At 40.1% G+C, this 25,424-nt stretch carries 21 protein-coding genes; 6 read left to right on the top strand and 15 right to left on the bottom strand.

What is annotated here, in order from left to right; genetic code table 11:
- Positions 1–68: 68 nt before the first annotated feature.
- Positions 69–365 (bottom strand): DUF7734 family protein, encoded by a 297-nt coding sequence (locus H6G08_RS04295; RefSeq protein ID WP_190539036.1) that lies wholly within the window; start codon positions 363–365, stop codon positions 69–71.
- 202 nt (positions 366–567) lie between these two features.
- Here H6G08_RS04295 and H6G08_RS04290 point away from each other — a divergent pair, with 202 nt between their 5' ends.
- Positions 568–1,857 carry an RNA-guided endonuclease InsQ/TnpB family protein gene (locus H6G08_RS04290; RefSeq protein ID WP_313941155.1) on the top strand — a complete coding sequence of 430 codons (1,290 nt, stop codon included), beginning with the start codon at positions 568–570 and terminating at the stop codon, positions 1,855–1,857.
- Positions 1,858–2,193: 336 nt separating this feature from the next.
- Here the strand turns inward: H6G08_RS04290 and H6G08_RS04285 are convergent, their stop codons facing one another.
- Together H6G08_RS04285 and H6G08_RS04280 are read right to left on the bottom strand one after the other, a co-directional pair.
- Positions 2,194–2,790 (bottom strand): DUF3177 family protein, encoded by a 597-nt coding sequence (locus H6G08_RS04285; RefSeq protein ID WP_190539035.1) that lies wholly within the window; start codon positions 2,788–2,790, stop codon positions 2,194–2,196.
- A 679-nt stretch (positions 2,791–3,469) separates the two neighbouring features.
- On the bottom strand, positions 3,470–3,691 hold the full coding sequence (locus tag H6G08_RS04280) for a Calvin cycle protein CP12 (RefSeq protein WP_190539034.1): 222 nt from the start codon (positions 3,689–3,691) through the stop codon (positions 3,470–3,472).
- Positions 3,692–4,025: 334 nt separating this feature from the next.
- Between H6G08_RS04280 and H6G08_RS04275 the strand changes: the two genes are divergently transcribed.
- Positions 4,026–5,258, top strand: a complete 1,233-nt coding sequence (locus H6G08_RS04275; RefSeq protein WP_190539033.1) for an FIST signal transduction protein — start codon at positions 4,026–4,028, stop codon at positions 5,256–5,258.
- A 105-nt stretch (positions 5,259–5,363) separates the two neighbouring features.
- On the opposite strand, the gene H6G08_RS04270 is transcribed toward H6G08_RS04275, so the two are convergent.
- Positions 5,364–6,473 carry a metallophosphoesterase family protein gene (locus tag H6G08_RS04270; protein WP_190539032.1) on the bottom strand — a complete coding sequence of 370 codons (1,110 nt, stop codon included), beginning with the start codon at positions 6,471–6,473 and terminating at the stop codon, positions 5,364–5,366.
- A gap of 416 nt (positions 6,474–6,889) precedes the next feature.
- Between H6G08_RS04270 and trmB the strand changes: the two genes are divergently transcribed.
- Positions 6,890–7,525 carry a tRNA (guanosine(46)-N7)-methyltransferase TrmB gene (trmB, locus tag H6G08_RS04265; RefSeq protein ID WP_190539031.1) on the top strand — a complete coding sequence of 212 codons (636 nt, stop codon included), beginning with the start codon at positions 6,890–6,892 and terminating at the stop codon, positions 7,523–7,525.
- Positions 7,526–7,659: 134 nt separating this feature from the next.
- Here the strand turns inward: trmB and H6G08_RS04260 are convergent, their stop codons facing one another.
- The 8 genes from H6G08_RS04260 to H6G08_RS04225 all read right to left on the bottom strand — a co-directional run bounded on the left by H6G08_RS04260 (position 7,660) and on the right by H6G08_RS04225 (position 14,788).
- Positions 7,660–8,214, bottom strand: a complete 555-nt coding sequence (locus tag H6G08_RS04260) for a methylmalonic aciduria and homocystinuria type D protein (RefSeq protein ID WP_096645948.1) — start codon at positions 8,212–8,214, stop codon at positions 7,660–7,662.
- 477 nt (positions 8,215–8,691) lie between these two features.
- Positions 8,692–8,898, bottom strand: a complete 207-nt coding sequence (locus H6G08_RS04255) for a glycogen debranching protein (RefSeq protein ID WP_096645949.1) — start codon at positions 8,896–8,898, stop codon at positions 8,692–8,694.
- Between the two features lie 403 nt (positions 8,899–9,301).
- Positions 9,302–9,703, bottom strand: coding sequence for an ExbD/TolR family protein (locus H6G08_RS04250; protein WP_190539030.1), 402 nt, complete (start codon positions 9,701–9,703; stop codon positions 9,302–9,304).
- Positions 9,687–10,343 (bottom strand): MotA/TolQ/ExbB proton channel family protein, encoded by a 657-nt coding sequence (locus tag H6G08_RS04245; RefSeq protein WP_190539029.1) that lies wholly within the window; start codon positions 10,341–10,343, stop codon positions 9,687–9,689. Before H6G08_RS04245 ends, H6G08_RS04250 begins: the two co-directional genes overlap by 17 nt.
- A 320-nt stretch (positions 10,344–10,663) precedes the next feature.
- Positions 10,664–11,395 carry a DevA family ABC transporter ATP-binding protein gene (locus H6G08_RS04240; RefSeq protein ID WP_190539028.1) on the bottom strand — a complete coding sequence of 244 codons (732 nt, stop codon included), beginning with the start codon at positions 11,393–11,395 and terminating at the stop codon, positions 10,664–10,666.
- Positions 11,396–11,453: 58 nt separating this feature from the next.
- A complete protein-coding gene (gene devC / locus H6G08_RS04235) occupies positions 11,454–12,617 on the bottom strand; it encodes an ABC transporter permease DevC (RefSeq protein ID WP_190539027.1) in 1,164 nt (387 codons plus the stop codon).
- A gap of 170 nt (positions 12,618–12,787) precedes the next feature.
- Positions 12,788–14,074: an ABC exporter membrane fusion protein gene (locus tag H6G08_RS04230; RefSeq protein ID WP_190539026.1), complete on the bottom strand. Its 1,287-nt coding sequence runs from the start codon at positions 14,072–14,074 to the stop codon at positions 12,788–12,790.
- 138 nt (positions 14,075–14,212) lie between these two features.
- Positions 14,213–14,788: a TetR/AcrR family transcriptional regulator gene (locus H6G08_RS04225; RefSeq protein ID WP_096645955.1), complete on the bottom strand. Its 576-nt coding sequence runs from the start codon at positions 14,786–14,788 to the stop codon at positions 14,213–14,215.
- Positions 14,789–15,067: 279 nt separating this feature from the next.
- Between H6G08_RS04225 and H6G08_RS04220 the strand changes: the two genes are divergently transcribed.
- The 3 genes from H6G08_RS04220 to H6G08_RS04210 all read left to right on the top strand — a co-directional run bounded on the left by H6G08_RS04220 (position 15,068) and on the right by H6G08_RS04210 (position 20,975).
- A complete protein-coding gene (locus tag H6G08_RS04220) occupies positions 15,068–16,213 on the top strand; it encodes a SpoIID/LytB domain-containing protein (RefSeq protein ID WP_190539025.1) in 1,146 nt (381 codons plus the stop codon).
- Positions 16,214–16,840: 627 nt separating this feature from the next.
- The gene (locus tag H6G08_RS04215) at positions 16,841–17,803 is read left to right on the top strand and encodes a trypsin-like serine peptidase (protein WP_190539024.1); all 963 of its coding nucleotides are present in this window, start codon (positions 16,841–16,843) and stop codon (positions 17,801–17,803) included.
- An 805-nt stretch (positions 17,804–18,608) separates the two neighbouring features.
- Positions 18,609–20,975 (top strand): adenylate/guanylate cyclase domain-containing protein, encoded by a 2,367-nt coding sequence (locus tag H6G08_RS04210; RefSeq protein ID WP_190539023.1) that lies wholly within the window; start codon positions 18,609–18,611, stop codon positions 20,973–20,975.
- Between the two features lie 146 nt (positions 20,976–21,121).
- Here H6G08_RS04210 and H6G08_RS04205 read toward each other — a convergent pair whose 3' ends face one another.
- From H6G08_RS04205 to H6G08_RS04195, 3 genes are all read right to left on the bottom strand, one after another.
- Positions 21,122–22,024, bottom strand: coding sequence for a nucleotidyl transferase AbiEii/AbiGii toxin family protein (locus H6G08_RS04205; protein ID WP_242046059.1), 903 nt, complete (start codon positions 22,022–22,024; stop codon positions 21,122–21,124).
- Positions 22,025–22,165: 141 nt separating this feature from the next.
- Positions 22,166–22,915, bottom strand: a complete 750-nt coding sequence (locus tag H6G08_RS04200; protein ID WP_242045515.1) for a hypothetical protein — start codon at positions 22,913–22,915, stop codon at positions 22,166–22,168.
- Between the two features lie 106 nt (positions 22,916–23,021).
- Positions 23,022–25,112 (bottom strand): S-layer homology domain-containing protein, encoded by a 2,091-nt coding sequence (locus H6G08_RS04195; RefSeq protein ID WP_190539022.1) that lies wholly within the window; start codon positions 25,110–25,112, stop codon positions 23,022–23,024.
- Between the last annotated feature and the right edge of the window lie 312 nt (positions 25,113–25,424).

The raw sequence follows: 25,424 nt of genomic DNA, 5'->3' as shown, positions 1-25,424 counted from the left end.
TGTCAGTAGTCAGTGGTTAGAGACGCGATTAATCGCGTCTGTACAATTGTCATTTGTCCCTTGTCCCCTTAAACACCTACTTTTAATAATAGAGCTTCCATTTCTTCCCATAATATTCCTTGTTGAATATAACGAGGTGCTTGTGGATTGTAAGGTGTGGCGACGCGATCGATACTGATAATTTTCGCTCCATCTGGCAACACTGGTACATCTGGATCAAATGCGGTTGGGCGCATTAAGGAACTAGAAAAACCCTTAAAGATAGCAATTGTATCTTCTTCATTGTCAACTTCCACCTGTACAACTAAGACTTCTTGGGGGCGTTTATTAGTATATTGTTCCAGCCGCTTGCCAATGGAATTCATCTAACACCCCCAGGAGACTCCCGCCACAACGCAGTTTGGCGGTGAGAGGAATGGGGACGAGCGAGAAGCTTCACAATGAAGTCGAGTTGTGGAGTGCGAACGACAGACGACGGGGTGAGCGACGAGTGAGGAATTAAACTTTGGTGCATAGCGGGCTGTGCGTATTTCACAGATTTACAGATTTAATGATAAAATGTGAGGCGTGGAAAAAGCCTACCGTTACAGAGTGTATCCAACTGCCGAGCAAGAACAGATATTGCGCCGGACAATTGGTTGTGTGCGGTTGGTTTTTAACCGAGCATTGGCAGCGAGAACTGAGGCTTGGTATGAGAGACAACAGAAGGTTGATTACGTTCAAACTTCTGCTATGTTGACGCAGTGGAAAAAACTTGAAGAACTGGAATTTTTGAATGAGGTTAGTTGTGTACCACTGCAACAAGGTTTGAGGCATCTGCAAACTGCTTTCACTAATTTCTTTGCAGGTAGGGCAAGATACCCCAACTTCAAGAAAAAACGTAGTGGAGGTAGTGCAGAGTTTACCAAGTCTGCTTTCCGATGGAAGGATGGACAAGTCTACTTGGCTAAGTGTTCTGAACCATTGCCAATTAAATGGTCTAGGCAACTTCCAAAGGGATGTGAACCTAGTACCATCACAGTTAGACTTGAGCCTTCTGGACGTTGGTTTGTTAGTTTGCGAATCAACGATCCAACTGAGGAAACTTTGCAACCAGTCGATAGTGCTGTGGGACTGGATGTTGGCATTAGCAGCCTTGTTACCCTGAGTACGGGTGAAAAGATTGCTAATCCCAAAGCGTTTGACAAGCACTATCAAAAGTTGAGGAAAGCGCAAAAGTCTTTGAGCCGTAAACAAAAGTCCTCTCGCAACCGAGATAAAGCAAGACTCAAAGTTGCTCGTATTCAAGCTAAAATTTCTGACTCCAGAAAAGACCATCTGCATAAACTGACAACTCGACTGATTCGTGAAAACCAAACGATAGCAGTTGAAGATTTGGCAGTTAAGAATATGGTTAAGAACCCCAAACTTGCCCGTGCTATTAGTGATGCTGCATGGTCGGAGTTGGTGAGGCAACTGGAATACAAAGCTCTTTGGTACGGTCGAAACTTGGTAAAAATTGACCGATGGTTTCCCAGTTCTAAACGCTGCGGTAACTGCGGGCATATTCTTGATAAACTGCCGTTGAATGTCAGGGAGTGGGACTGTCCCAACTGCGGAATGCACCATGACAGGGATATCAACGCCAGCCGGAATATTTTGGCGGTGGGACACACCGTTAAGGGAGCGCGTTGCGGGGGTTCCCCCCGTTGTAGCGGCTCCCGTACAGTCTGTGGAGCGAACATAAGACCTGATGGGCATAAGTCTCTTGGGCAGTTGCGAAAATCCAGTAATGGTGAGTCTGGTGCGGTCTTCGGGTTTCCCCAAGTAGAGCAACCAGCGAACCCGAAGGGAAAGAAACAGAAACCTAAGTCGTGAGTCTTAGGAATCCCCCGCTACACCGTCAGGTTAGCGGTGGGAGGATGTCAATTTTGCTCGATACAGAATGTTGTAGACTAACTTGAAAATAGGGGCTAGGGACTAGGGACTGTTTTCAAACCCTAAATTATACTTCAATGTAGGTTGGGTTGAGGAACGAAACCCAACATTTACGTCGCTTCGTTGTGTTGCTTTCACCTTAAGCAACCTACTTTTGTAGTTTGAAAACACGCCCTAGGGGCTAGGGGCTAGGAAAGAGAGATTTTCATGTTTGGTTGTGGGATTTTTCCCATGAGGGGCTACCTTAAAGTATTTTGAAGTTGATTGCAGTGACAATTACTGTTGGGTAGCGGAACGTCCCTGTTTACCTAGCTTAATTAAGACGAAGTAGCTCAGATAAAGCACGTAAATAATTAAGGATGTGATGCCCAGAAAACCGAGAAATGCAGGTTTACTATTGGCATGAAAATATTCTTTAAATAATAATGGGGCTTCTAACCAAACTTGGCAATAGGAAGTTTTGAGAGTTCCAGCAGAAAAAGCGCAACCAACAAAAGGAATAAAGGCTATAGTTCCTAAAATTCCATAAATAGTCATCGCCCATCGCCAAGAAGTAAAAACTAATTTTAACGCCCCGTTTGCTTGATACTCAATTTCATCATTGAGATCTACCCAGAACCATAAAGAAATTGGGATCAAGATACGCCCTAGCAAACCAGAGAGAAAACTGACTCCAAACCCACCAATCATTAAGTAAATAGTAATTGCCAATAAACTAGATACTCGCCAATAAATCGTTAATAAGCGTTGTATACCATCAGCTTGTTGCACAAAAGCCCAAATTAGCAGAATCAGGGGAATAATCACCATAAATATTACCGCCAGTCTGTAATCAATCCAAACAAATTGGCGAAACCAAACATCATTTTCCATAGTTTTTCCTAAACTATAAATTAACTAATGAAACTAAAAACAACTACCCTCAAGGATCTACATAGAAACAATACCCAATTTGTAGGGTGTCAGAAAATAATACAACTGCTTGGCACACCCTACTCACTTAAATATAGGATGATTTGGATTATGTATTTTTTTGTACTTCCTAATAGGGAGTAGTCACAGCTATTATTTAGCTAACAGCTGTTACATGATAGCTAACAGTTTACATAAAACCAACTATTTAGCTATTTCAACAATAAACCCCACATCTGACTCATAGGGACAGTGTGGGATCAATTATTGGGCTTAATCTTTATAACAAGTTGCAAAAAAACAAGCAACTCAATCTTTCGTAACTTTTATTTTGCACTAAATCATCATAATCTCCAGATGAGTTATAAAAACTGCTCTAGAGATAGATGTGAGATTGACTTCCTACAAGCTCTAATGTTGACGAGGAGAGAGGTTTGGGGAAAATTTAAGCCTCTAAAATATTACCTCTAACAACCTTAAAGCTATTGATGATTGTTCCTACTTAATCAGCAAATCTTAAGATAAGTTGAACAAACATGCCAATAGGAGTTACATCAAGGTGCAAAATATCAGTAAAGCGAATCCTGGTTGCTTGTCTATTAGACCAAAATGACAAAAAGCCAGTTTACCAACTTAATTTTCAGTCATCGTAAACACGGCATTCTGCAGCTTCTGGATTGTCATCACAGTATTTTTCTAAGGAATTTTTCTGCTTATTTTGGCGCTGATGAGAGGCTTCAGCTTGCAGTTCTTCAACTGCATCCCAAGCCGCAGCACATTCAGCAGAGTTGCTACCTGAGATGTCACAGACAGCACGTGCTTGTTCAACTTCTACTTGGATTTGTTCTTGGATGTCGCTCATAGATTTAGTTTCGTTGTGTGGTGTTAATACCAGTATAGAAAAATCTAAAAATGGCGGTTTTTAGTTGTATCGTTCACCATTCTAACCACTTAGCTGTTAAGTTAGTGTTTGAGTCGGATGAACTATAACTAATACAATAAACGATCGCATAAGTACTAAATTTATATTTATCTTTGAAGATTTTGTAGAGTCGGTACTACAAAAGTATAATCATACAATATATTTAATGCATCTAGTAGGGAATCAAAACCCTAGCTCCTGATATCACAGCAAATTCTCCCCAGGAGCAAAAGTCACGCAAAACAGCCCAACCAAAGAAAGAAGCCTAAAACTCATGGCAGATCGAATGCAATGGACAAATGCCCTGTCAACCCGTCCTTCTTTAGAAGCAGCTATTACAGATGTGGTAGAACGGGCTGTGTCATCGTTAACAGCACCTCCAGATTTAGGGCTGGTATTCATTTCCTCTGCATTTGCTAGCGAGTATTCCCGCCTCTTACCTTTGCTGGCTGAGAAACTTTCTGTCCCGGTACTAATTGGCTGTAGTGGTGGCGGTGTAATCGGCACTACAACTCAGGGACAAACTCAAGAACTAGAAGCAGAAGCAGCTTTAAGTCTGACTTTGGCTCATCTACCAGGGGTGGATGTCAAAGTTTTTCACATACTAGCGGATGAATTACCGGATTTGGATAGTTCACCAGATGCTTGGATTGATTTGATTGGCGTACCACCATCACCAACGCCCCAGTTTATTTTGCTGTGCGGTTCCTTTGCTTCGGGAATTAATGATTTATTGCAGGGGCTAGATTTTGCTTATCCCGGCTCGGTAACAATAGGCGGACAAGCTAGCGCCGGGGGGATGAGTGGGCGGATGGCGCTATTTTGTAACGATCGCCTCTATCGCGAAGGTACTGTCGGATTGGCTTTGAGTGGCAATATTGTCTTAGAAACCATTGTGGCTCAAGGATGCCGACCAATTGGCGAGCCAATGCAGGTGACTAAAGCCGAACGCAATATTATCTTAGAATTGGATGAGCAAGTACCGTTAGTGTTATTACGGGAATTAATTGCCAATCTCAGCGAAAAAGAGCGAATTTTAGCCCAACATTCTTTGTTTGTTGGGGTAGCAATGGATGGATTTAAACCATCTTTACAACAGGGAGACTTTTTAATTCGCGGAATTTTGGGTGTAGATCCTACAGCAGGTGCGATCGCAATTGGCGATCGCGTCCGTCCCGGACAACGTTTGCAATTTCACCTCCGCGATGCTGAAGCCTCCGCAGAAGATTTAGAAGTTCTCTTGCAACAATATCAAGACAGCCAAGCTGATGAAGTTGCAGCCGCAGCTGCTTTAATGTTTTCCTGTGTTGGGCGTGGTGAAGGACTCTACGGCAAACCCAATTTTGATTCTGAACTATTTAGGCGCTACATCAAAGATATCCCCGTCGGCGGTTTTTTCTGTAACGGCGAAATCGGCCCTGTAGCTGGTAGCACCTTTTTACACGGTTACACCTCAGTATTTGGCATTTGCCGCGCCTTAGATATCGAAGGTGAGAAGATGGTGTAGGGCATTGGGCATTGGGCATTGGGCATTAGGCATTGGGCATTAGGCAGAGACGCGATTCATCGCGTCTCTACAATTGTCCTCCTTCCCCTTCCCTTGTCTCACACTTCAATTCTTCTCCAGCAAGATGCTGCTATTGTTATCAATAAAAGTGGGAGTACCGCCGGCGGAAATTGCGCCATATTTTTGCATATAACGGCGTAGTTTTTGGGGAAATTGGGGAAAATCTAGCAATCCGTCACCATCGGCAATGGTTGCCCAAAAATCCCGCAAACTTGGCGCTAGTTCTTGGGCTTGCTGGGTTGGTAGGTTTAATGGCGGTAGAGTTAATAATTTCATCAGGAAGGGAAAAGAGCGATCGCCCATCCATTGTTTAGACAGCTGTTGCAAGTCGGGAAAATCTGGTACTGACTCTACTCGATGTGACAAAATTTGCAGCCATTGTCTGCCAAAATTATCGCTGTGATACTCTAAAACTCTGTAAGGATGCGGATAACTGACTAAAGAGCCAGTAGTAATATCGTATACTCCTCCTCTATGGGCAACATCTTGTACATGTAAATGTCCTGTAAAAACTAAATTCACCCCATAGCGCTGTAGTAACTGTACTAATTCCTTTGCATTTTGCAGCATGTAGCGATTTGCCATTGGATGGCAAGATTGATTAGGCAGATGTTCAACTACATTGTGATGTATCATCACCAGCACTAATTCATTCTTGCTAGCTGCTAGTACCTCTTCTAACCAATTCAGCTGTTCGCTATCCAAACGTCCTATTTGTTGACCTTGCTCATTAAAATTGTTGGAATTTAACCCAATCAGCCGGACTCCGGATAGCAATTGAGTAGTGTAGTAAAGTTTATGAGGATTTTCATAACCAAATTTGCGGTAATAATGAGGAAAATCAGCAAAAGCAATAGATTGTTTATCTGCTATCACCACAGGGACATCATGATTACCAGGGACAACATACGCCGGAAAAGGTAACTGTGCTAAACGCTGTTGTAACCAAGCGTGATTTTCTGGTTCGCCATGCTGGGTTAAGTCACCTGGGAGGAGAACAAAATCTAAATCTAGTTGTGTTAAATGTTCTAAGACACTTTCAAAAGCTGGTATGCTGACCTCCACTAAATGAAATCGGCTAGGATGATCCCAGATGGTGTGGGGAAGGGCGATGTGTAAATCGCTCACTATGGCAAAACGAAAATTGAGAGACATTGATTCGGGATAGTTTTAAAAGTAGAGTTAAAACAAGTCTTTTCCAAAGAGTATAACGCTTGCTTTGTAACCCTGAGACGGATTGCTTTTACTTAATATTTATACACATTAAGGATTTATGATTTCCGTATGAAATTATCGGCAAAATATACCTACTATGCCTTGATGCAGATTATCTTGGTCATAGATGTTTATATATATTAGGGAGGTTGGCATCTACCATTAGTGAGTTTATGACAATTTTTAGATGGTAGGTAATAGGTATAAAAAATCAAAAAACACTAAGTATTCAGCAACAATAAATATTAAATATTTATTTGTTCTTACTTTGAAGATATTTACTTTAGGCTCACGAAAGCTATTGCAATTAGTGTAAAATATTAAATTCAATATTGTTACGTTAAGGAGAGTCTATCTTGTCCCCTGTCCGAGTACGTCAACATGTTAATCCACTTGCCCAAAAGTATCAAACAGCAGTCAAATCCCTAGATTGGGAAAAAGTTTATGCTCAACCGCACCAACCACTACATCTAGATATTGGTTGTGCTAGGGGTAGATTTTTGTTGAATATGGCAAAGATAGAACCTAACTGGAATTTTCTTGGTTTGGAGATTAGAGAACCACTCGTAACAGAGGCTAATCAGTTATGTTCTGATTTAGGTTTAACAAACCTCCATTATTTATTTTGTAATGTCAATAAATCTTTAGAAACTCTTTTATCTTCTCTACCTGCTGGTACTTTACAGCGAGTGACAATTCAATTTCCCGATCCTTGGTTTAAAACTCGTCATGCGAAACGGCGAATAGTGCAACCAGATTTAGTCTCAGAATTAGCAAATTATCTTGCTGTTGGTGGTGTGGTATTTTTGCAATCGGATATAGAATCTTTAGCAATTGAAATGCGTAATAATTTTTGCCAACATCCAGCTTTTCAAAAGCTTAGTTCCCAAGATTGGATGGCAGAAAATCCGTTACCAGTTGCCACAGAAAGAGAAATTGCGACTCAAAATAAAGGTGAACCAATTTACCGCACTTTATTTATCAAGCGGTAAAGCACATCATAATTCGTAATTACATTTTTTTATTGTTCTGATGTACAAATTTAATAATGTTGACTGTTGACTGTTGACTGTTGACTGTTGACGACTGTACAGACAAGGGTTATCGCGTCTCTAGCAACTGACAATTAACTAATTTCTTGCCATCCATGCATAGCAGCGATGGTTTTGATTGCCCATTCAATTGTGATGGGAGGTGCTTCGGAGATGATGGTACTAGGATAGACGGCTGTACCCCAGTTTGGATGTACTAGCATTCGGCATTTATTTTTAATAATCGGGTAATGAAGTAAAGCTTTGACGACGGCTGTGTCGTCATGGGGAACTGTTCCGGGATGGGAAAGTAAAGGATAACCGGTGCGAGGATCTATGAGATCGGTTAAATAGTGGCGATCGCGCAGATTGAAGGCTAAATCAAAACCAAACCGCATAAATCTTTCGCGTAAGCGTTCTTTTTCGGCTTCAATGATGGGGGTGCATTTATCTAATTGATACTGTGATTGCTGCAAAACAATCACTACCCATAAAACAGATTTCTGTTTCCAATCTGGTAATATCCGTTCGCAGTTGGCACAGATATACTGGCTAGGTGAATGAATGGAAATCTGAATAGCTTGTCCCGTTTTGCCAACTAAATTAATGGGGTAGCTTTGCTCAGAAGAGTAAACTGGCGAATAGTTCACTACATTTGTGATGTTTTTGCAAGTTTTTAAGTTTAATCCTTGGAATTAATAATAACTCTTAAAACTTTATAAAAATCAGCAAATTTCTATAATGTTGGAGTTAATTTACAGATTTGTGGGTGAAGTGTTAAGTTTTAATCTGATTTTTATCTTTTATTAACTTAATTCCCAGTAACCTGATTTGTTTACTTGCATTGAGTGTCAGTTGACAGTAGAGAGTTTTAAATTGCAGACTTTCCCAACTGAAAGTTGATGGTAGGTCAATGTCTTATCCATTGCGTTGAGTTAACCTACATCCCAAACTATCAGATATATCATCGGGAAATAGTACGCACAGCACAAATTATGCGATTTTCAGTCTATCAAGACAAAAACGTTATCCCAATTGAAATAGTGTTGGCGGTACATCTATATATTCTAAAGGGCATGGCAATGCCATGCCCCTACAATTTGTTGCATTCTTGATTTTCGATAAAATTAATCTAGCTTTAAAGCATTTACGGGAACATCATCCCAAGAATCAACCTTCCGTAATTGGGCTACCCAACCGGATGCTTTTTGTTTCTCGTTTAAGTTATTCTCAAAGGATTCATGACAATCTTTGGCTTGGGACTCGTTACAAGAAGCAATACAAGCATGGATCATCCCTGACGGATCGATTTGTTCGTTTACCCAAATAGTCATAGGTTTGCCCTCAAAACTGTAGCGAAAAAATCTATTTGTATTTCTAGAATAATATTAAATCTGAAATTTGCTGTTGAGCTAAACTTTAATTATTCTAATGAGTTAAGAATCATAACTAGCAGTAAGACTTTTTTTCACGCAGTCAGCCTAAAACATGACAAATCAAGGGTTGAGTCAGAGTTATGATAATAGTTGATTAGCAGAAATTTATATTCATTGATAATAATACAATAATCGTAATATTAGGGAAAAGATGAAACTTGTACTTTTCCCCAAAATAGAGAGTTGTTGATAGCTGACTAGTACAGAACGGCGTAAATAAACAGACTATTCAAAATCAACAAAAAGCTTACTCTGTCTTAATTTTGAATTTTGAATTTTGAATTTTGAATTCACGGCGGTACTAGGGTTTTTGAGTGGCGATCGCTAATTTAGCACCTTTTACCTGACGTAATCGATCCATGACAGCCACTACCTTACCGTGATTAACTCGTTCATCGGCGTTAATTACAACTAAGGCTTCGGGATTATTACCCATAAATGTACGGACTTGTTCTCCTAATACCTCGATATCGACCGCTTTGCGGTTTACACTGATTTTGCCCTCTGCATCTAATGTAACAGTAATCGGAGCGCTGGCTTGTTGTTGTGCCGATCCGGCTTTAGGTAAATTAACTGGTAACCCTTCTGAACGAGTTAAAAACAAAGTTGACATGATAAAAAATGTCAAAATCGCAAAAATCACATCAATCATGGGGACGATGTTAATCTGGGCGGGAATATCTGGTTCATCTGGTAGGCGCATAGGATCTGTCTCCTCTTTCATAGCGACGGCGGTAAAGTAATTCTAACTGTCCGCCATATTCTTGAATCCAAGCTATCTGGCGCATGTACAATCCGCGAAAGGAATTGGCAAAGAAAAGTGTAAAGATAGCCACGACTAATCCTGAAGCTGTAGAGACTAAGGCTTGACTAATCCCCCCAGTTACATTTGATGTTTTTGTACCACCAACATCACCAATATCTAAGGATTCAAAAGAGATAATTAATCCTAAAACTGTACCGAGAAGTCCTAACAGGGGTGCTAGACCAATGATAGTATCAAAAATGTTTTGAAAGCGTTTGAGTAAGGGAATTTCGGCTTGGGCTTCGCTTTCTAAGGCTAAACGGAATTCTTCTGGCGTCGGTTCTTCTAATTCTAAAGCGGCGAGAAAAATCCGCGACATGGGTAAATCAGCATTTTGCTGCAATTTATCTAAAGCGCCAACTACATTATCTAGACGATACAGTTGTAATACTTCTCGGACTACGCGATTTTGCCGATTATTTATTTTCACCCAAAAGACAATTCTTTCAATAATTAGCGCTACTGCTAAGATAGAAAATCCTAACAGCGGCCACATAACCACGCCGCCTGCTGTAAATAAATTACCAATATTATTCATCGAGAATTTTGCCACTCCTCAACAATCTTAAAATTACAGACTACTGGATTAACTAAGCTGGTATCATAGCTTAAAATCTCCAGTCAATCTTTGACAATGTGTCATAGTAAGAATTTTCATTTTTAATATATGCAGATTTTATACCAATTCAAATAATCTTGGCGACACATTAATCCAATCTAGAGGGCATGGCATTGCCATGCCCCTACAATATGTCACCTTATTTTTGTAAATTGGTATTAGGTAATCATAAAAAATATGTAAACTTGGCATTGCCCAGCCTACAGTATAAATATGATAATTTATTGTTTAATAAATACTTAATTAACTTTAGCGACAACATCTATATCATCACTTTTTAATTGCCCATCTTCCATATAAATAATGCGATCGGCAATATCGAGAATCCGATTGTCATGGGTTACTAATAATATTGTACAGCCTTGTTCTTTGGCTAATTTTTGCATTAATTCGACAACATCACGCCCTGATTTTTTATCGAGTGCGGCTGTAGGTTCGTCTGCTAAGACAATTTTGGGATGGCTGACTAAGGCGCGGGCGATCGCAACTCGCTGCTTTTGTCCTCCAGAAAGGTTTTCGGCGTAGTAATTGACACGTTCTCCCAGCCCTACAGTTTCCAGCATTGCGATCGCTTTACTGTCCAAATCTTGATGTAGATATTGATCGTGTAACTCTAATGACATGCGCACGTTTTCTTTAGCTGTTAAAAATGTCATCAAGTTATGGGCTTGAAAAATGTAACCAATCTGGCGACGTAGTGTAGTTAATTGCTGTTTACTAGCACCACAAATTTCTTGTCCTAAGATTTTTAAGCTACCATCTTGAGCCGATCGCAATCCCCCCATGAGGGTTAAAAGTGTGGTTTTACCAGACCCAGAGGGGCCAGTCATAATGACGATTTCACCAGCTTTAATGTCTAAATTAATATCAAATAATACTTGTTTTTTTAGCGCACCCGATCCAAAATAATGATTCAGGTTACTAATACTAATTACTGGTTCTACAGCGGTTGATGGAGATTCGATAAACATAGGATTTTGAGAGATTTAATAACAGTCAACAGTCAACAATCAACAACCAACATTTAAACTAGAAAATATCGGCGGGATCGGCAGCACGGAGTTTGCGCATAGCGATCGCACCAGAGAAAGAACACATGACAATAGTTAAAATAAATACCCTAATGGCTCGTTCTACTGTCATGGAAATAGGTAATAATGTTGCGGTGTAGGTTAGCTGATATAGCCCTAAAGACAGGAAAAAGGAGGGGAGAAAACCTAAGATAGCTAAGAATAATGCTTCTTGTAACAAAACTCCGAGTAAATAGCGATCGCTATAACCCATTGCTTTGAGGGTGGCGTATTCTGGTAAATGGTCGGAAACATCGGAATAGAGGATTTGATAAACAATGACGATCCCGACGATAAATCCTACACCGACACCTAAGCCAAAAATAAAGCCAATACCAGTACCAGTAGCCCAGTAATTTTTTTCAATTTGGGCAAAGCCTTCAGGGGTAAGAACGAGGACATCTTTAGGTAAAATCGCTTCTAGTTGCGATCGCACTTTTTCTGGTTCAGCACCTGATTTAAGTGTCAGTAAGCCGACTTCGATGCGATCGGCTTTGCGATCGGGGAAGAGTTGCAAAAAGGTAGAATCACTAGTAATTACATTCCCATCAGCAGCAAAGGAAGCACCATTACTAAATACACCTTTGACATTAATAGCTTTGCTATTTAATTCAGTTTGAAAGTTACCTGTTTGCTTTAAAGTAGTAGCAATATCGCCATATTCAGGACGACCGGCTTGGTCAAACATGACTTGATATAATTGCTTCAAATCATTTTGATGTTGCTTGATTTCTGGGAATGAAAAAGCGGGTTGTGCTGGGTCTATTCCCCAAACTAAAATGGCGCGATCGAGACGAGTTTGGGGATTTCGCCATTGTCCGGTGCTGATGTAAACCGAGTTTACCGATTTCACGCTGTCATGACTTAATGTTTGATATAACCGTTCGCGAGAAAAGCTTTTAACTGAAAATAAAGTCTGAAATTGGGGATTAATTAAAACTAAATCTGCTTGTAAATTCCGATGGGGTTTGATGGCTGCATCAAACAAAGCACTCTCAAAACCCAACTGAATAAACATTAGCATATCAGCAAAGGTAATACCTGCCACTGCTACAGCGAGGCGGGTTTTTTCTTTCATTAACTGTCGCCAAGCTAGCGGTGTTTTACGGAATTTAGGAAACATCTAGAAATCACCCCTGATTAACAATTCAAAATTCAAAATTCAAAATTCAAAATTGAATAATTAATAATTTGTCAATTGCGCAATCTAAACATGCTTGAAAGTCTTACCAATGACTAATGACAAATGACAAATGAAAAACCTTACTAGTTATTTTGAATTGCGCACCCTATTTACTGTTCAATTGCTGTCTGTACTTGCAAGTTTGTCAAACCTGCAACTCGTTTGCTATCTTCAGGGTTAAGGCGAATTTTCACTTCAACTACTCGGCTATCAAGGTTTTCTCCGGGTTGGTTGCTAAAAACGTTTTGTCTATTAACTTGTAAGCCTACTTGAGAAACTTTACCGCCTATTTCTCCTGTAAATGCTTGACCGGTAATTACGGCTTTTTGTCCTAGTTTTACCTTGCTAATATCACTTTGATAAACTTCGGCAACTGCTATCATTTGGTCAGTTTGAGCAAAATCTGCAATTCCTGATTCGCCGATTTTCTCGCCAGCGCGGTAATGAATTTTGAGAATTTGTCCGGCGGTGGGTGCTTTGATATAAGCTGCTGCTAAGTCTGTTTGGGCACGTTTGAGGGATGCGATCGCATTGTCTACTTCTGTTTGCGCTGCGGCTATATCTACGGGGCGGACTTCGGCAATACTATTTAATGTGGCTTTGGCTTCGCTGATTTGTTTATTACCTGTGGCGTTAATTCGGTTAAGTGCTACTTTCTCTTCTGCCAATTGTCTCTTAGCAGTAGTATTGATCCGGTTGAGAACGGCTTTGGCTTCATCTAGCTGTTGTTTGGTGGTTTCTACGCTCAAACGCTTACTATCAAACGCAGAGCTAGAAATTGCCCCATCTTTATATAATTGTTGATAACGCAGATATTCTGCTTCAGCATTATTCAATTCGGCTGCGAGTTTTTTAATTGTCGCTTCTTGGGCGATTCTATCTCCTTGCCATTGTGCCTCTAAACGAGCGATCGCTTCTTGTTGACTTTGGCGATCGCCTTGAGATTGGGCTTGTAAACGTTCCACTGTGGCTTGCTGTGCTTGAATATCGCCGGTTTTCGCTCCAGCTTTAACTTGCGCGAGTTTCGCCTGCGCCACTTGCACTTGTTTTTGCGCTTGGAGTACCGCAGTTTGCAAGCGATCGCGCGAATCTAAAACGGCGATAACTTGTCCACCTTTAACGCGATCGCCTTCTTCTACCAAAATTTTCGCAATGCGATCGCCATCTAAGGCTAAAGGCGCAGATAACTTAATTACCTCAGCTTCTGGTTGCAGTCTTCCTAAAGCCGTGACTTTTTGTACCACTGGTGCAGCTGGTACTTCCGATGAAGCAGTGCGACCAAATTGACCAAATTGAGAAATGGCATAAATTGCAATTCCACTAGTAATTGCTGTAGCCGCAATTCCTAATACAATTATTCCGCGATTTTGTGGTTTAAAAAACACCCTGTGTAGCATATTTTCCTCTTAATTAGTCAATAGAGACGCGATGAATCGCGTCTGTACAATTGTCATTTGTCATTGGTTAGAGATGCGATGAATCGCGTCTGTACAATTGTCCCCCTTGTCCCCTCTCTAGCCCCTAGCCCCTAACCCCTAGCCCCTATTTATCTGCAAATACGCCGCGAGCATTTTACCTAATAAAGCGCATTGTTCTGTAAAACAAATCGTTTCATCTCCCCATAGTTTTTCCAAAATCAAACCATTGACGAAACTCAATACAAAGGAAGCTAAAACCGGATCTTCAATTCCTAAAAAATCACAGGCTGCTTGTTGATATCGCTGATTAGCCCGCTTCAAAGCACCGCTAATTTTTATTTGTTCTGAGTCTTGATGTTGACAAAAATCAACCCAGATGTATGTCCATTTAATAAAGTAATCTTCGTTTTTGATTAAGTATCTGGCTAATGCTGCCATTGCTTCTGGTAGTGTTTTTTTACCTCCCAATTCTGCTAAGGCTAATGCCACATCTTGCTGGCTAATTTCTTCTAATAATTGTTCAAATAAAGCTTGTTTACTGGGAAAATAATGATACAGAGTTCCTGTAGATACATTTAAGCCTTGGGCTATTTCCCGCATGGTGATGGCGCTATAGCCTTTTTGCGCAAATAAATCAAAGCACTTACCGAGCAGTTCTTTGCGGTATTGTTCGCGATCAACAATCTTCGGCATAATTGGACTAATTTATATCGAACGCTCGTTATATATTAACGATATAATCCTTAACACTGAGTTGTCAAGATACAGTGGATAAGTTAAATATTTTTCTTTTTCTAAATCAATTGAAAACCTCAAACAACAGATTGATTGCCATGCATTTCTTTGCTGAGACTACGATGCATAATTAGTAAAAGGTGGCAACCTCCATTGATGGAAAAGCGTCTCATCTTTAGTTGTAGATGCGATTACTCCACAGCCTCAAACAGATACTAACGTGATTAAACGATCGGCATGAAATTTCCAGTTTTATTTGGCTCTATATTTTCCCAGATTAAAGGACAACATTGGTGGTTAGGTATTCTCTTGTGGATAGCTTTGGTTGCACCGGCGCAAGCATCTGTAATCTTACGCATCGCCATAGAGAGGAATGTTAATCAAGTAAAAGTTGGGAGTTCGACAGCAGCAGTCATCAAGGATGGAACAGGACGGACTCTCGGACAATTACCAGCGATGAGTGCGTTTTATGCCCAAGCTGTTGCTGGTGGTGTAGCTTTAGATAAATGGCAATCTGGTTTATTTTGGATTGAGCCTACAGGTAAAGGATTTGTTTATATTGGCGATCGCTGGTATCGTGGTAGAACTCTGGTTGTACCCACAGATAAAGGTTTAACAGCCGTTAACTGGGTAGATACGGAGGAGTATCTTTACAGCGTTATCGGTGGGGAAATGGACTCCCGATGGCCGCAAGAAGCTTTAAAAGCCCAAGCGATCGCCGCACGTACTTATGCTTTATACGAACGAGAAAAACAGCGCAGTAACCCCATTTTTGATTTAGGCGATACTCCAGATCGTTGGCAAATTTATAAAGGTGTCAGTAGTGAGTCTCCTGGAACCTACGCCGCAGTTGATGCTACAGCTGGGCAAGTATTAACCTACAACAACAAAATTATTCTCTCAGTTTTCCACGCTTGCTCAGGCGGACATACAGAAAATGTGGAAGATGTCTGGCAAAGCAAAGAACCTTACCTACGTGCAGTTCAAGATTACGATCAAAATATTAAAGAGTGTAATTGGGTGAGAAGCTTCTCACCAGGGGAAATCAGTTCAATGATTTCTGGTGTCGGTAATGTCAAAGATATGATACCCGAAGAACGTTCGCCATTCCAAAGCGTCAAAGCCCTGCGAATTATTGGCGATCGCGGTACGAAAGTACTCAAAGGCGAACAAGTACGTACTGCACTGAGGCTAAAAAGCACTCGCTTTAACGTTAGTAAAGGTGCTGATGGTAGCTTTATCCTCCAAGGGCTAGGCTTTGGTCACGGCATCGGCATGAGTCAGTGGGGAGCGTATAATTTAGCACGCCAAGGCGCAAACCATCTACAAATTTTGGGACATTATTACCAAGGTGTAGCCTTAACACCAATTAAAGCTAAGTAAGCTAATGCGCGTCTAAATTGCATAATTACTAATCAGGGCTGTTGACTGTTAACTGTTGACAGCCTTCATGATGGATTGTGCAACTTAATAGTCCATACTGAAAAACTTCACCCCCTGATGGATGGAGTTTTTGATTTTCTGGAAGTCCCTGAATCCTATTTTTGCACTCAACTGCCAAAAAACTGCATAAGCTGCAGATCCCTAGAGATATAGTATCTCGTAATTATAAATCCGCCGAGTCAAACAAATTTATGAGCTGTGCTTGAGATACAACAAAGCATAAAATATCCGCTCCATTCTGACTTGTAATTAGGGAACAAGTAATAGGTAATAACTACCTAAATACTATAGTGGTGAAAAATTTTTCATCTCATCCCTAACCCCTAGTGTGTGTTTTCAAAGTCTTAGATCCCCCCCTACCCCCCTTTTTAAGGGGGGCGAAAAGACCCTCAAAGTCCACGCCACTTGCTACAAGTCGGGGAACCCGCCCAACGCAGTGGCTCCCCTTTTTAAGGGGGATTTAGGGGGATCGAGAAATTTAGAAGGCTAAACGAGTAGTTTGCAAACACGCCCTAACCCCTAGCCCCTAGCCCCTAACCCCTACTTCTATCCTGGAGAAATCATTCAATGAGTACAAAACCAATATACAAGCAATATTTAGCTTTGTTTGCCGTCGGAGTTTTGAGTGCTTTTGCTGTCGGTGGTTCGATATCCGTACAAGCACAGACAGAATCACAACCAACTTCTGCACCTAAATTTACTGAATTCAAACCAGGTCAAACAAAAATTTCAGGTAATGGTAACCCCTTTAAACCTGAGTCCCTCAGACAAACTGAAAAACCAACTGGTGGTACAAGAGGAATTCCTGATGGTATAGACGATCGCGTCCCCATGTTGAGTCGCGATTATCCTTGGTCAACAATTGGCCGGGTAGAAGGAACAACAACTGATGCCAAACAATATCACTGTACTGGCACCTTAATTGCTGATGATATAGTTTTAACCAATGCTCACTGTGTAATCGATCCAGAAACTCATCAACTCAGTCAAAAAATTCTCTTTAAACCAAATGTAGTTAATGGTGCTGTCAGCAATAGAAGAGATGTAGCCCAAGCAGTGCAAGTAATTTATGGCACAAACTTTACTGGTAATGACTACAGTAACCAAGTTAACGATTGGGCTGTGATGAAAATCGATAAGCCCCTTGGGCGGAAGTATGGTTATTTAGGCTGGAAATCTCTATCACCTCAGACACTAATTAATAATAAAGAAAAATTATTTTTCGTTGGCTACTCTGGTGACTTTCCTAATCCTACGAAAAAAGGCTATGAATATTTGACAGCTGGCCCTGGATACACAGCAGGATTTCAGGCGGGATGTAGTATTGTGAAAGAGGAGGATAATGTTCTATTTCATGATTGCGACACAGCCGGCGGTTCTTCTGGCGGCCCCTTAATTGGTGTCATTGATGGACAACCATATATTGTGGCCTTGAATAACGCGGAAATTAAAAATCGCAGGACTAATCAAGATATCATCAACTTGGCAGTCAAAATCTCCTTTTTAGATGAATTGGCTGGCAATAGGTAAAATTTAGACTATTTGATTTTATTCTGTAGAGGCTTTGGCTAGAAAGTCTCTACATAAATTAGCAGCTAATATCGCTGATACATAATTTTTGCGGTCTGGATACTACTATTGTTCTGGCATAACATTCTCTGAACCCTATTGCCCTATAATTATGATGAATTTGTGCTTTTAAAAATTCACTTTTCACAAGTAAAGTAACTATTAATCAACAAAACTATATTATAAAACTTAAATAGACGGGAATCCCTTACCCATGACCAATGACAAATGACCAATTACCAATGACAACCCTTGCCAGCTATATTTAATTATGCAAACCTCCTGAAGTAGGAAAATAAAATAATTTAGGATATTTGCGATATGCTTTTATATAGCCATTCTATCTGAGTTGTGAAATTAATTTATTGTTGAGATAAGCCGTTCTAGGCGTTATTCTCAGAATTTTTTAACTATAATTCAGGCGAGCAAATTTTAGTTATCAAACCATAAGATTATTAATATATCTTGACTAAAGATAGATTGATTTAAAAATAAGATAAATTAATGGCAGACAGATGAACAATCTTTAGGCTGAATCGACTAAACTTTCTCTATTGAATAACTATTGGTAACAATAGGTTCAGAGTTATCAGTGTTGCTGTGTGGTGAATTGCGAAAACCGAATTTTGGGTATGAATTGCTAAGTTCTCAGTAGAGGAATGGGGATATATGGCGATCGCGATCTAATCCTGCTCTCATCTTCTTTCCTCTAATTGCTGCTGAGTTTTCATTCAGTCATTGCTTGAATGGTTATTCCCTCACCAATATGAAATACCAGGTATTAGAGCGGATTTTCAATAAACCTTCTTTCCAACGGAAATTTGAACGCTTGGAGTTAGATGGGAATTTACATATTTTAGATATGTCAGAGGCTGTAACCAGGTTTGCTGCTCAACCGGAAGAGGTAAGTTTAGGAAAAGATGTGCGCCTAAGTTTTCCAGAATTTATCGGCTTAGAAGAAATTTTAGCATCTATCATCGCCGGAGAACAGGAGTTATTTGAACTAGAAGGAATTAGACGAGACAGTCAGGAAATATCTGACAATCAAGAAATATCGGAAATCTACATAGATATATATATTATTGGCGAACAACTTGAACCCCAATCCGAAAGTAAGTTAATTGTGCTGATTGAAGAAGTGACAGATAGGTTAGCTTTAGAACATAAATTAGTGCAGCGATATCATGAAGCTAGCCTGCTATCAAGTACTTTAACAGCTTACAAAAATTACATGGAACAAGTTATCAATTCAATGGCGGATGCATTGTTGGTAACCAGTCCGGCGGGAATTATCAAAAAAATTAATTCAGCAACTAAAAAATTATTTGGTTACAGTGAAGCGGAACTATTAGGTAAGTCAATATCTGTAATTATTGATAATTATGAATTATTTCAAAATGTTCTCAAAAAATATTCCCTATCTCAGCAAAATTCCTCAAATATCGAAGTAGCTTGTCGGAGCAAAAAAAGAGAGAAATTATTAATTGCTTTTTCTTGTTCGGTTATTAAACATTTAGATAATTTAGAAGATATTATCTATATCGGTAGGGATATTACCGATCGCCAGCGTCGAGAACAACGTATATGTGCCCAGTATGCTATCACCCACATTTTATCAGAAGCCCAAACTGTCAAAGAGGCAATGCCGCGAATTTTGCAGGCAATTTGTCAAACTTTAGGTTGGGAATTAGGGGAATTATGGACGCCTGGTCAATATATCACGACATCGGTGCATACAGATAGTAACAATGTCGTTCTCAGATGTGTAGAACTCAAATCTACTCGTTTAGTTTCGGCGAGAGAATTTAAAGCAATTACTTGGCAGACGACTTATAACTCTGGTGTCGGTTTACCTGGGAGAATTTGGGCGAGACGTTCGCCATTGTGGATTAAAGAAATTGCCAATGATGATGATGCACAGCGATCGCAACCAGCCGCAACTGCGGGATTGCACTCAGCATTTGGCTTCCCGATTTTAGACGATAACAAAATTATCGGGGTGATGGTATTTTTGAGTCAAGAAGTGCAACCAAAGGATACAGAATTATTGCAATTAGTCGTAGCTATTGGCAGTCAAATTGCCAATTTTATCAAATGTAAATATACAGAAGCAGCATTAATAGAAAGTGAAGAAAGATATCGCGATTTATTAGAAAATGCTAACGATTTAATTCAGTCTGTTAATGTTTACGGCAGATTTTTATATGTGAATAAAGCATGGCAAAAAGCTTTAGGATATAGTCAAGCAGAAATTGCCGAGATGAATATTTTTGATATTATTCACCCCGATTATCAACAACGCAGCCGACAAAAATTTTATAACGTGATGATGGCGGGAGCAACTTTAGAACAGGTGCAAACGGCATTTGTCGGTAAAAACGGGCAAACAATCTTTTTAGAAGGGAATATTAATTGTAAATTTGTCGCAGGTAAACCAGCAGCGATTCGGGGGATTTTTCGCAACATTACTCAGCGAGTTTTAGCTGAACAAGCACTACGTCATCAACAGGAAGAAACTAAACGGCTATTACAAAATATTTCGGCGGAGGTAATTGTGCAACCTCCTCAACCAGTAGATGTGGTGGCGAAAGACTTTGCAGAGGTAACAGTTTTATTTGCAGATATTGTGGGTTTAAGCGAAATTGCTGGTTCTATGAGTGCAATTCAATTGGTGAGTTTACTCAATCCGATTTTTGCTGCTTTCGATCGCCTCAGCGAAAGATATAGCCTGCAAAAAATCCAGCCAATGAATGAAGTATATATGGTAATGGGTGGCTTTCCATTGCGGCGAGGGGATCACGCACAAGCGATCGCGCACATGGCTTTAGATATGCAAACTGCGATCGCCTTATTTAACAGCGAACATCACCAAAATTTTCACATCCGCATTGGCATTCACAGCGGCCCTGTTATTCTGGGGATTATGGAAGTAGAAAAATTTAACTATCAGCGCTGGGGAGAAACTGTAAACCTAGCTAGTTACATGGAATCTCAAGGAATTCCCGGACAAATTCAAGTTACACAAAATACCTATAAACGTTTGCGTCATGATTTTTTGCTGGAAAAGCGGGGTTACATTTCACTTCCAGAAGGTGGGAAAATGACAACTTATCTCTTAATGGGGCGCAAATAATAGGTTGGCGTAACGACAATACTGGCTAGGGCTGTCATTTGTCATTTGTCATTTGTCAATGGTAAGAGTTTACAGCCTATTTAAGTTTCGTAATATAGTTTGGTTTATTTACACTGACTTGCTTAATTTAGATAATTTTATTCAAATTATTGAAAATCAACAATTAGCAAATCAATTCCATTCATTATCGTTGCTTTTTTTTCTTCAGGTACATTTAGCTGCTGAAAACATTTACTTCGATGTTCTTCTTTCTCAAGAAAATTATTGATCGCTTTCAGTAGCGGCTTTCTAACTTCATAGGTTTGTTCAGCTTTAGCAATTGCTCCTAAAGAAATTTGATTATTTACTCGTAACATGGCTAAATCAATCAAATCTCTAGATTGTGTACTGGAATCGTTCCATCTATCAGCATTAGCCATAAGTTTTGATGTAAACCTATCACTGATACTCAAACAAGGAATATTTGCCCATTTTGGATAAACGGGAGGATCTAAAGTAAAAGCTCCATTGGCTACAATTTCTACTTTAATAGTTGTTTCATTAACCGTAACAGGGAAGCGAATACCATATTGATTTATTGTGCTTTCACCTAATTGAATATCTCTAGTGTTTTGAAATAAAATCTCAATTCCTGCATCGTAAACTAAATTTCTTAAATATCGATAATTTTCCGTTGCGTAGGGAAAGAGAAAATCAATATCTTTACTCAGCCTATATTCATCATATTCTAAAGCTAAAAGCGTACCACCAGCAAAGTGAGCAGCAGCATTTTTTAAAACTTCGGAATTAAAATTATTCAGAATATTGAGTATTGTATTGTGATGACTTAAATTAAACATTTCCAAATCTGACAAGATCCAAGATTTATATTTTTGGGCTAAATAATGTACAAAGTCTTTTTCTTCTTTGGAAAAATTTCTAAAAGTACTTTTGTGATGCCAATTGCGCTGGTACAATTGGAGCATTTCTTTTTCAGTTAATTGATTTATATTGTTTATTTGCCAACCAATAGATTTGAGAAATGGTAAATTCGGTGGGTTGAGCATCATATTAATCAGATAAATTAGGGGTTATTTTGACAATAACTGTAAAAAGTAATTTACCATTTTCATTAGCGCGTGTTTTCTGAATCTAATCCATAAATAAAATCAAAAACAAACTCTATATTTTTTATATCTTGTCGATAATTATCAATTTACAGCGCTATTCTCATCTTTAATTTTTTCTCTTGTATGAGTTCTACCTAGCATTGGCTTGCTAGACATAGCTTTAAGTTTTGATGTAAAAGATTCAGTGCGATCGCTTGTTTCGGGTGTAAATTGTCCAATCGGATGGTGGCTCGCACTTGATGGTAATAATCGCTGTTCCCGATAATTATTCTCTGGCTGGATGCTGGGTTGTACAGCCGCTACGGGCGGTACAGCACGAGAAGATACTTCTACCCTATCTTCCCTAACAACGGGCTGCTGTGCTTCTTGTAGGGCTTTTACGGATGTAAGTTTTCTTTGGCTATATTCTCGATCTAACTGGCTTGGTAATCCAGAAACATCGGCAGATGCTAAATGATAGTGATTATTTTCCGGAGAGAGGCTTTTCTTTGCTGGAGATAAAATAGGGGTGGGGATAGAAGTTAAGCTTTCGGGGAATTTGCTACAAATCAGACGCTGAAATTCCATATTGAAATGATAAGTCGCCTGACCGCGCCGTTGCCAAAAGTTTAAAATTTGCTGTACTGAAACTGCTTTATAGCGACCTTGATACAATGCTTCAATCACGGCAATATGCAGCCAATCAATTGGGTAATTGGTTTGCCAACGTTTAATTAGCTCACTGGCACTGTAACCACTGAGGTCAAAGCTATAGTGAGTTAATAATGCCGTTGCTAAGTCGGCATAGTTGTCTGTAACTGGTGTTAACATGGAGCTATGAGCTTCAGACATAAGTTATATTTTTTACCCATTGCTTGTCAGCACAAGAGCTTTTAGCTACAGGGTGCTTACCCAAGAGTTTTTTAAATTAATAGGAAATGTTTCTTATTCTACTTGGTCAATTGCTTGTGTGGGAGACGATGTAGGGGGAATTAATAGCTTTTGTGCGCTGAATTGCCACTAAAGCTTGATAAACCATTGCAGCAACTTCGGCACGTGTCGCTTCACGAACTGGCACAAGCTGCTGAGAATCTGGGTAATTAACTACTATTTGCTGTTGGGTGGCGGTGGCTACGGCTTGACGGGCATATTCGGGAATTGTATTGCGATCGCTATAAGCTAGTAAGTTATCAATATCGGCTGCGGGTAAACCTAAGCCGTTAACTAGAGAAACAATGACTTGTAAGCGCTGCACATTTTGATCGGGGCGGAAAGTGCGATCGCTAAATCCGCCCACAAATCCACCCATCGCCGCAGTTTGAATCGCTTTAGCCGCCCAAAAATCCTTAGCTATATCGGTAAATTCAATAGCTGGGCGTTTCGCCGTCGGGTTAAACGCCGTCGCCACTAAGGTTGCATATTGGGCGCGAGTCATGGGTTTATCTGGCTGGTAGCTACCATCAGCAAAACCGGTGCTTAAGCCCATACTCACCAATCCACGAATAAATTCTTCCGCCCAATGGCCTTTCAGGTCACTAAAGGAAGGAATATTGATCTCAGGATTGACAATATAAGGCGAAGCGATCGCTTTTTCTTGCCCAATGGCGACTAATGCCTGATAAATTAAGGCTGCGACTTCAGCACGAGAAATGTCTTTTAATGGTTCTAGTTGTTCAGTTGTTGGATAATTGACTACCAAAAGTTTTTGCGTAGCCACTGCCACAGCATTAGTAGCATAACTGGGAATTTGGGCGCGATCGCGATAAACACTCAACACATTCGAGTTCCCTCCACTCCATTGCAAACCATTCACAATTGATACAATTGCCTGAATTTTAGTTAAGTTTTGTTCTGGACGAAAAGTGCCATCAGGAAATCCACTGACAAAGCCCATATTGGCAGCCCTTAAGATGGCTGATGCTGCCCAATAATCTGATTTGACATCTGTAAAATTACTGACCTTACTCCCATTTGGTGGTGGAAAAGTTTTGGCAATTATAGCAGCATACTGAGCGCGGGTGATTGGCGCATTAGGTTTAAAGGAACTATCAGGAAAGCCACTAATTAAGCCTTTACCAACTAAAGCTTCCACAAAAGCCACCGCCCAATGTCCGCCGAGATCGTAAAAACTAGTACCAACTGATACCTGGCTGGGAACTTCTACTGTCGCAGAAAGAAAATCTACGGCTCCTTTTACCTGGATGGGGTTTAATTGATTCCCAACAGAAACGAGCTGTAATGCAGTGACATTCTGTAAATCAAATCCTTGATTATCGCGGAAAATATTCCCAGCTGCGTCTTGGGTACTACCTAAATCGGGAATGGCGTTACCATTCACCAATAAACCGCCTTGGGTATTGTTAGTAATTGTATTTTGCCGCAATACAGGTTTAGCATCTCGCGAAAGAGCGATCGCGGTTTGATTTTCAGTTAATTTATTATTGGCGATTAAAGGCGCAGCAAAGTCACTAATGGCGATCCCCAAGGTATTTTTCTGGAAAATATTCCTTAATACTTCGCCTTTGCTATTGCGTGCCATTGTTAATCCACTAGCAGCATTTTGCAAAAATACATTATCTAAAATCGCCGGTTTCGCTGAACCTGTAGTAAATATACCTTCCCGCGCACAGTTAATAAAAGTATTATTAGAGACATTAGGTGCAGTTGATTCAATCCAAACACCAGTCCCTTTAGAAGTAGTATTTGTGACCGTTACGCCCCGGAGACTAGAATCTTCTTGTAATAGCAGCGTGATATTTTGTGTACCAAAGCTCGGACTTTGATAAGTGCCACTGCCGATAATTACAATACCTGCGCCTTTGTTAGCTTCATTACCCACAACAATTACCCCCACCGGAATAATTAGGGGAAACGCCTCACCAGTAGCGGTGCTATAAGTTCCCGGACTTAACTGAATAATTGTAAATTTTGTCGATGCTTTTAAAGCACGGGTGAGACTTTTAAAGGGACTCAACCGCGAACCAGCGTTAGCATCATTCCCTTGTACAGAATTGACATAGATTGTGGACACGAGGGTAGAGTTCACCATTATTTGTTTAATTTAAGACAGCGATAAATAATAACCTAGTTATAATCACTCTTATAGAATAAATACATCTGTTTTGGAAATAGGTAACAGACAATCAGGGGCTAGGAGCTAGGGGCTAGGGCGTGTTTTCAAAGTCGCCGTCACCTCCGAGTGCTGCACCCCCCTGCCATTGCGCCTGCACAGACTACAAAAAATGAGGCTTTTGAGCTTACATGAGTGGGCTTTGTTAAATATAGCCTCATGCTTTAGCTTCAAGGTTTGAGGGGTTTGCAAACACTCCTTAACCCCCAATACCCAATCCCTAATCCCTAG

It is taken from the genome of Calothrix anomala FACHB-343, assembly GCF_014696435.1.
Classification (GTDB): Bacteria; Cyanobacteriota; Cyanobacteriia; order Cyanobacteriales; family Nostocaceae; genus Aulosira; species Aulosira anomala_A.
Note: the sequence above shows the minus strand (reverse complement) of the source record. Positions and strands in the feature narration are given on the sequence as shown.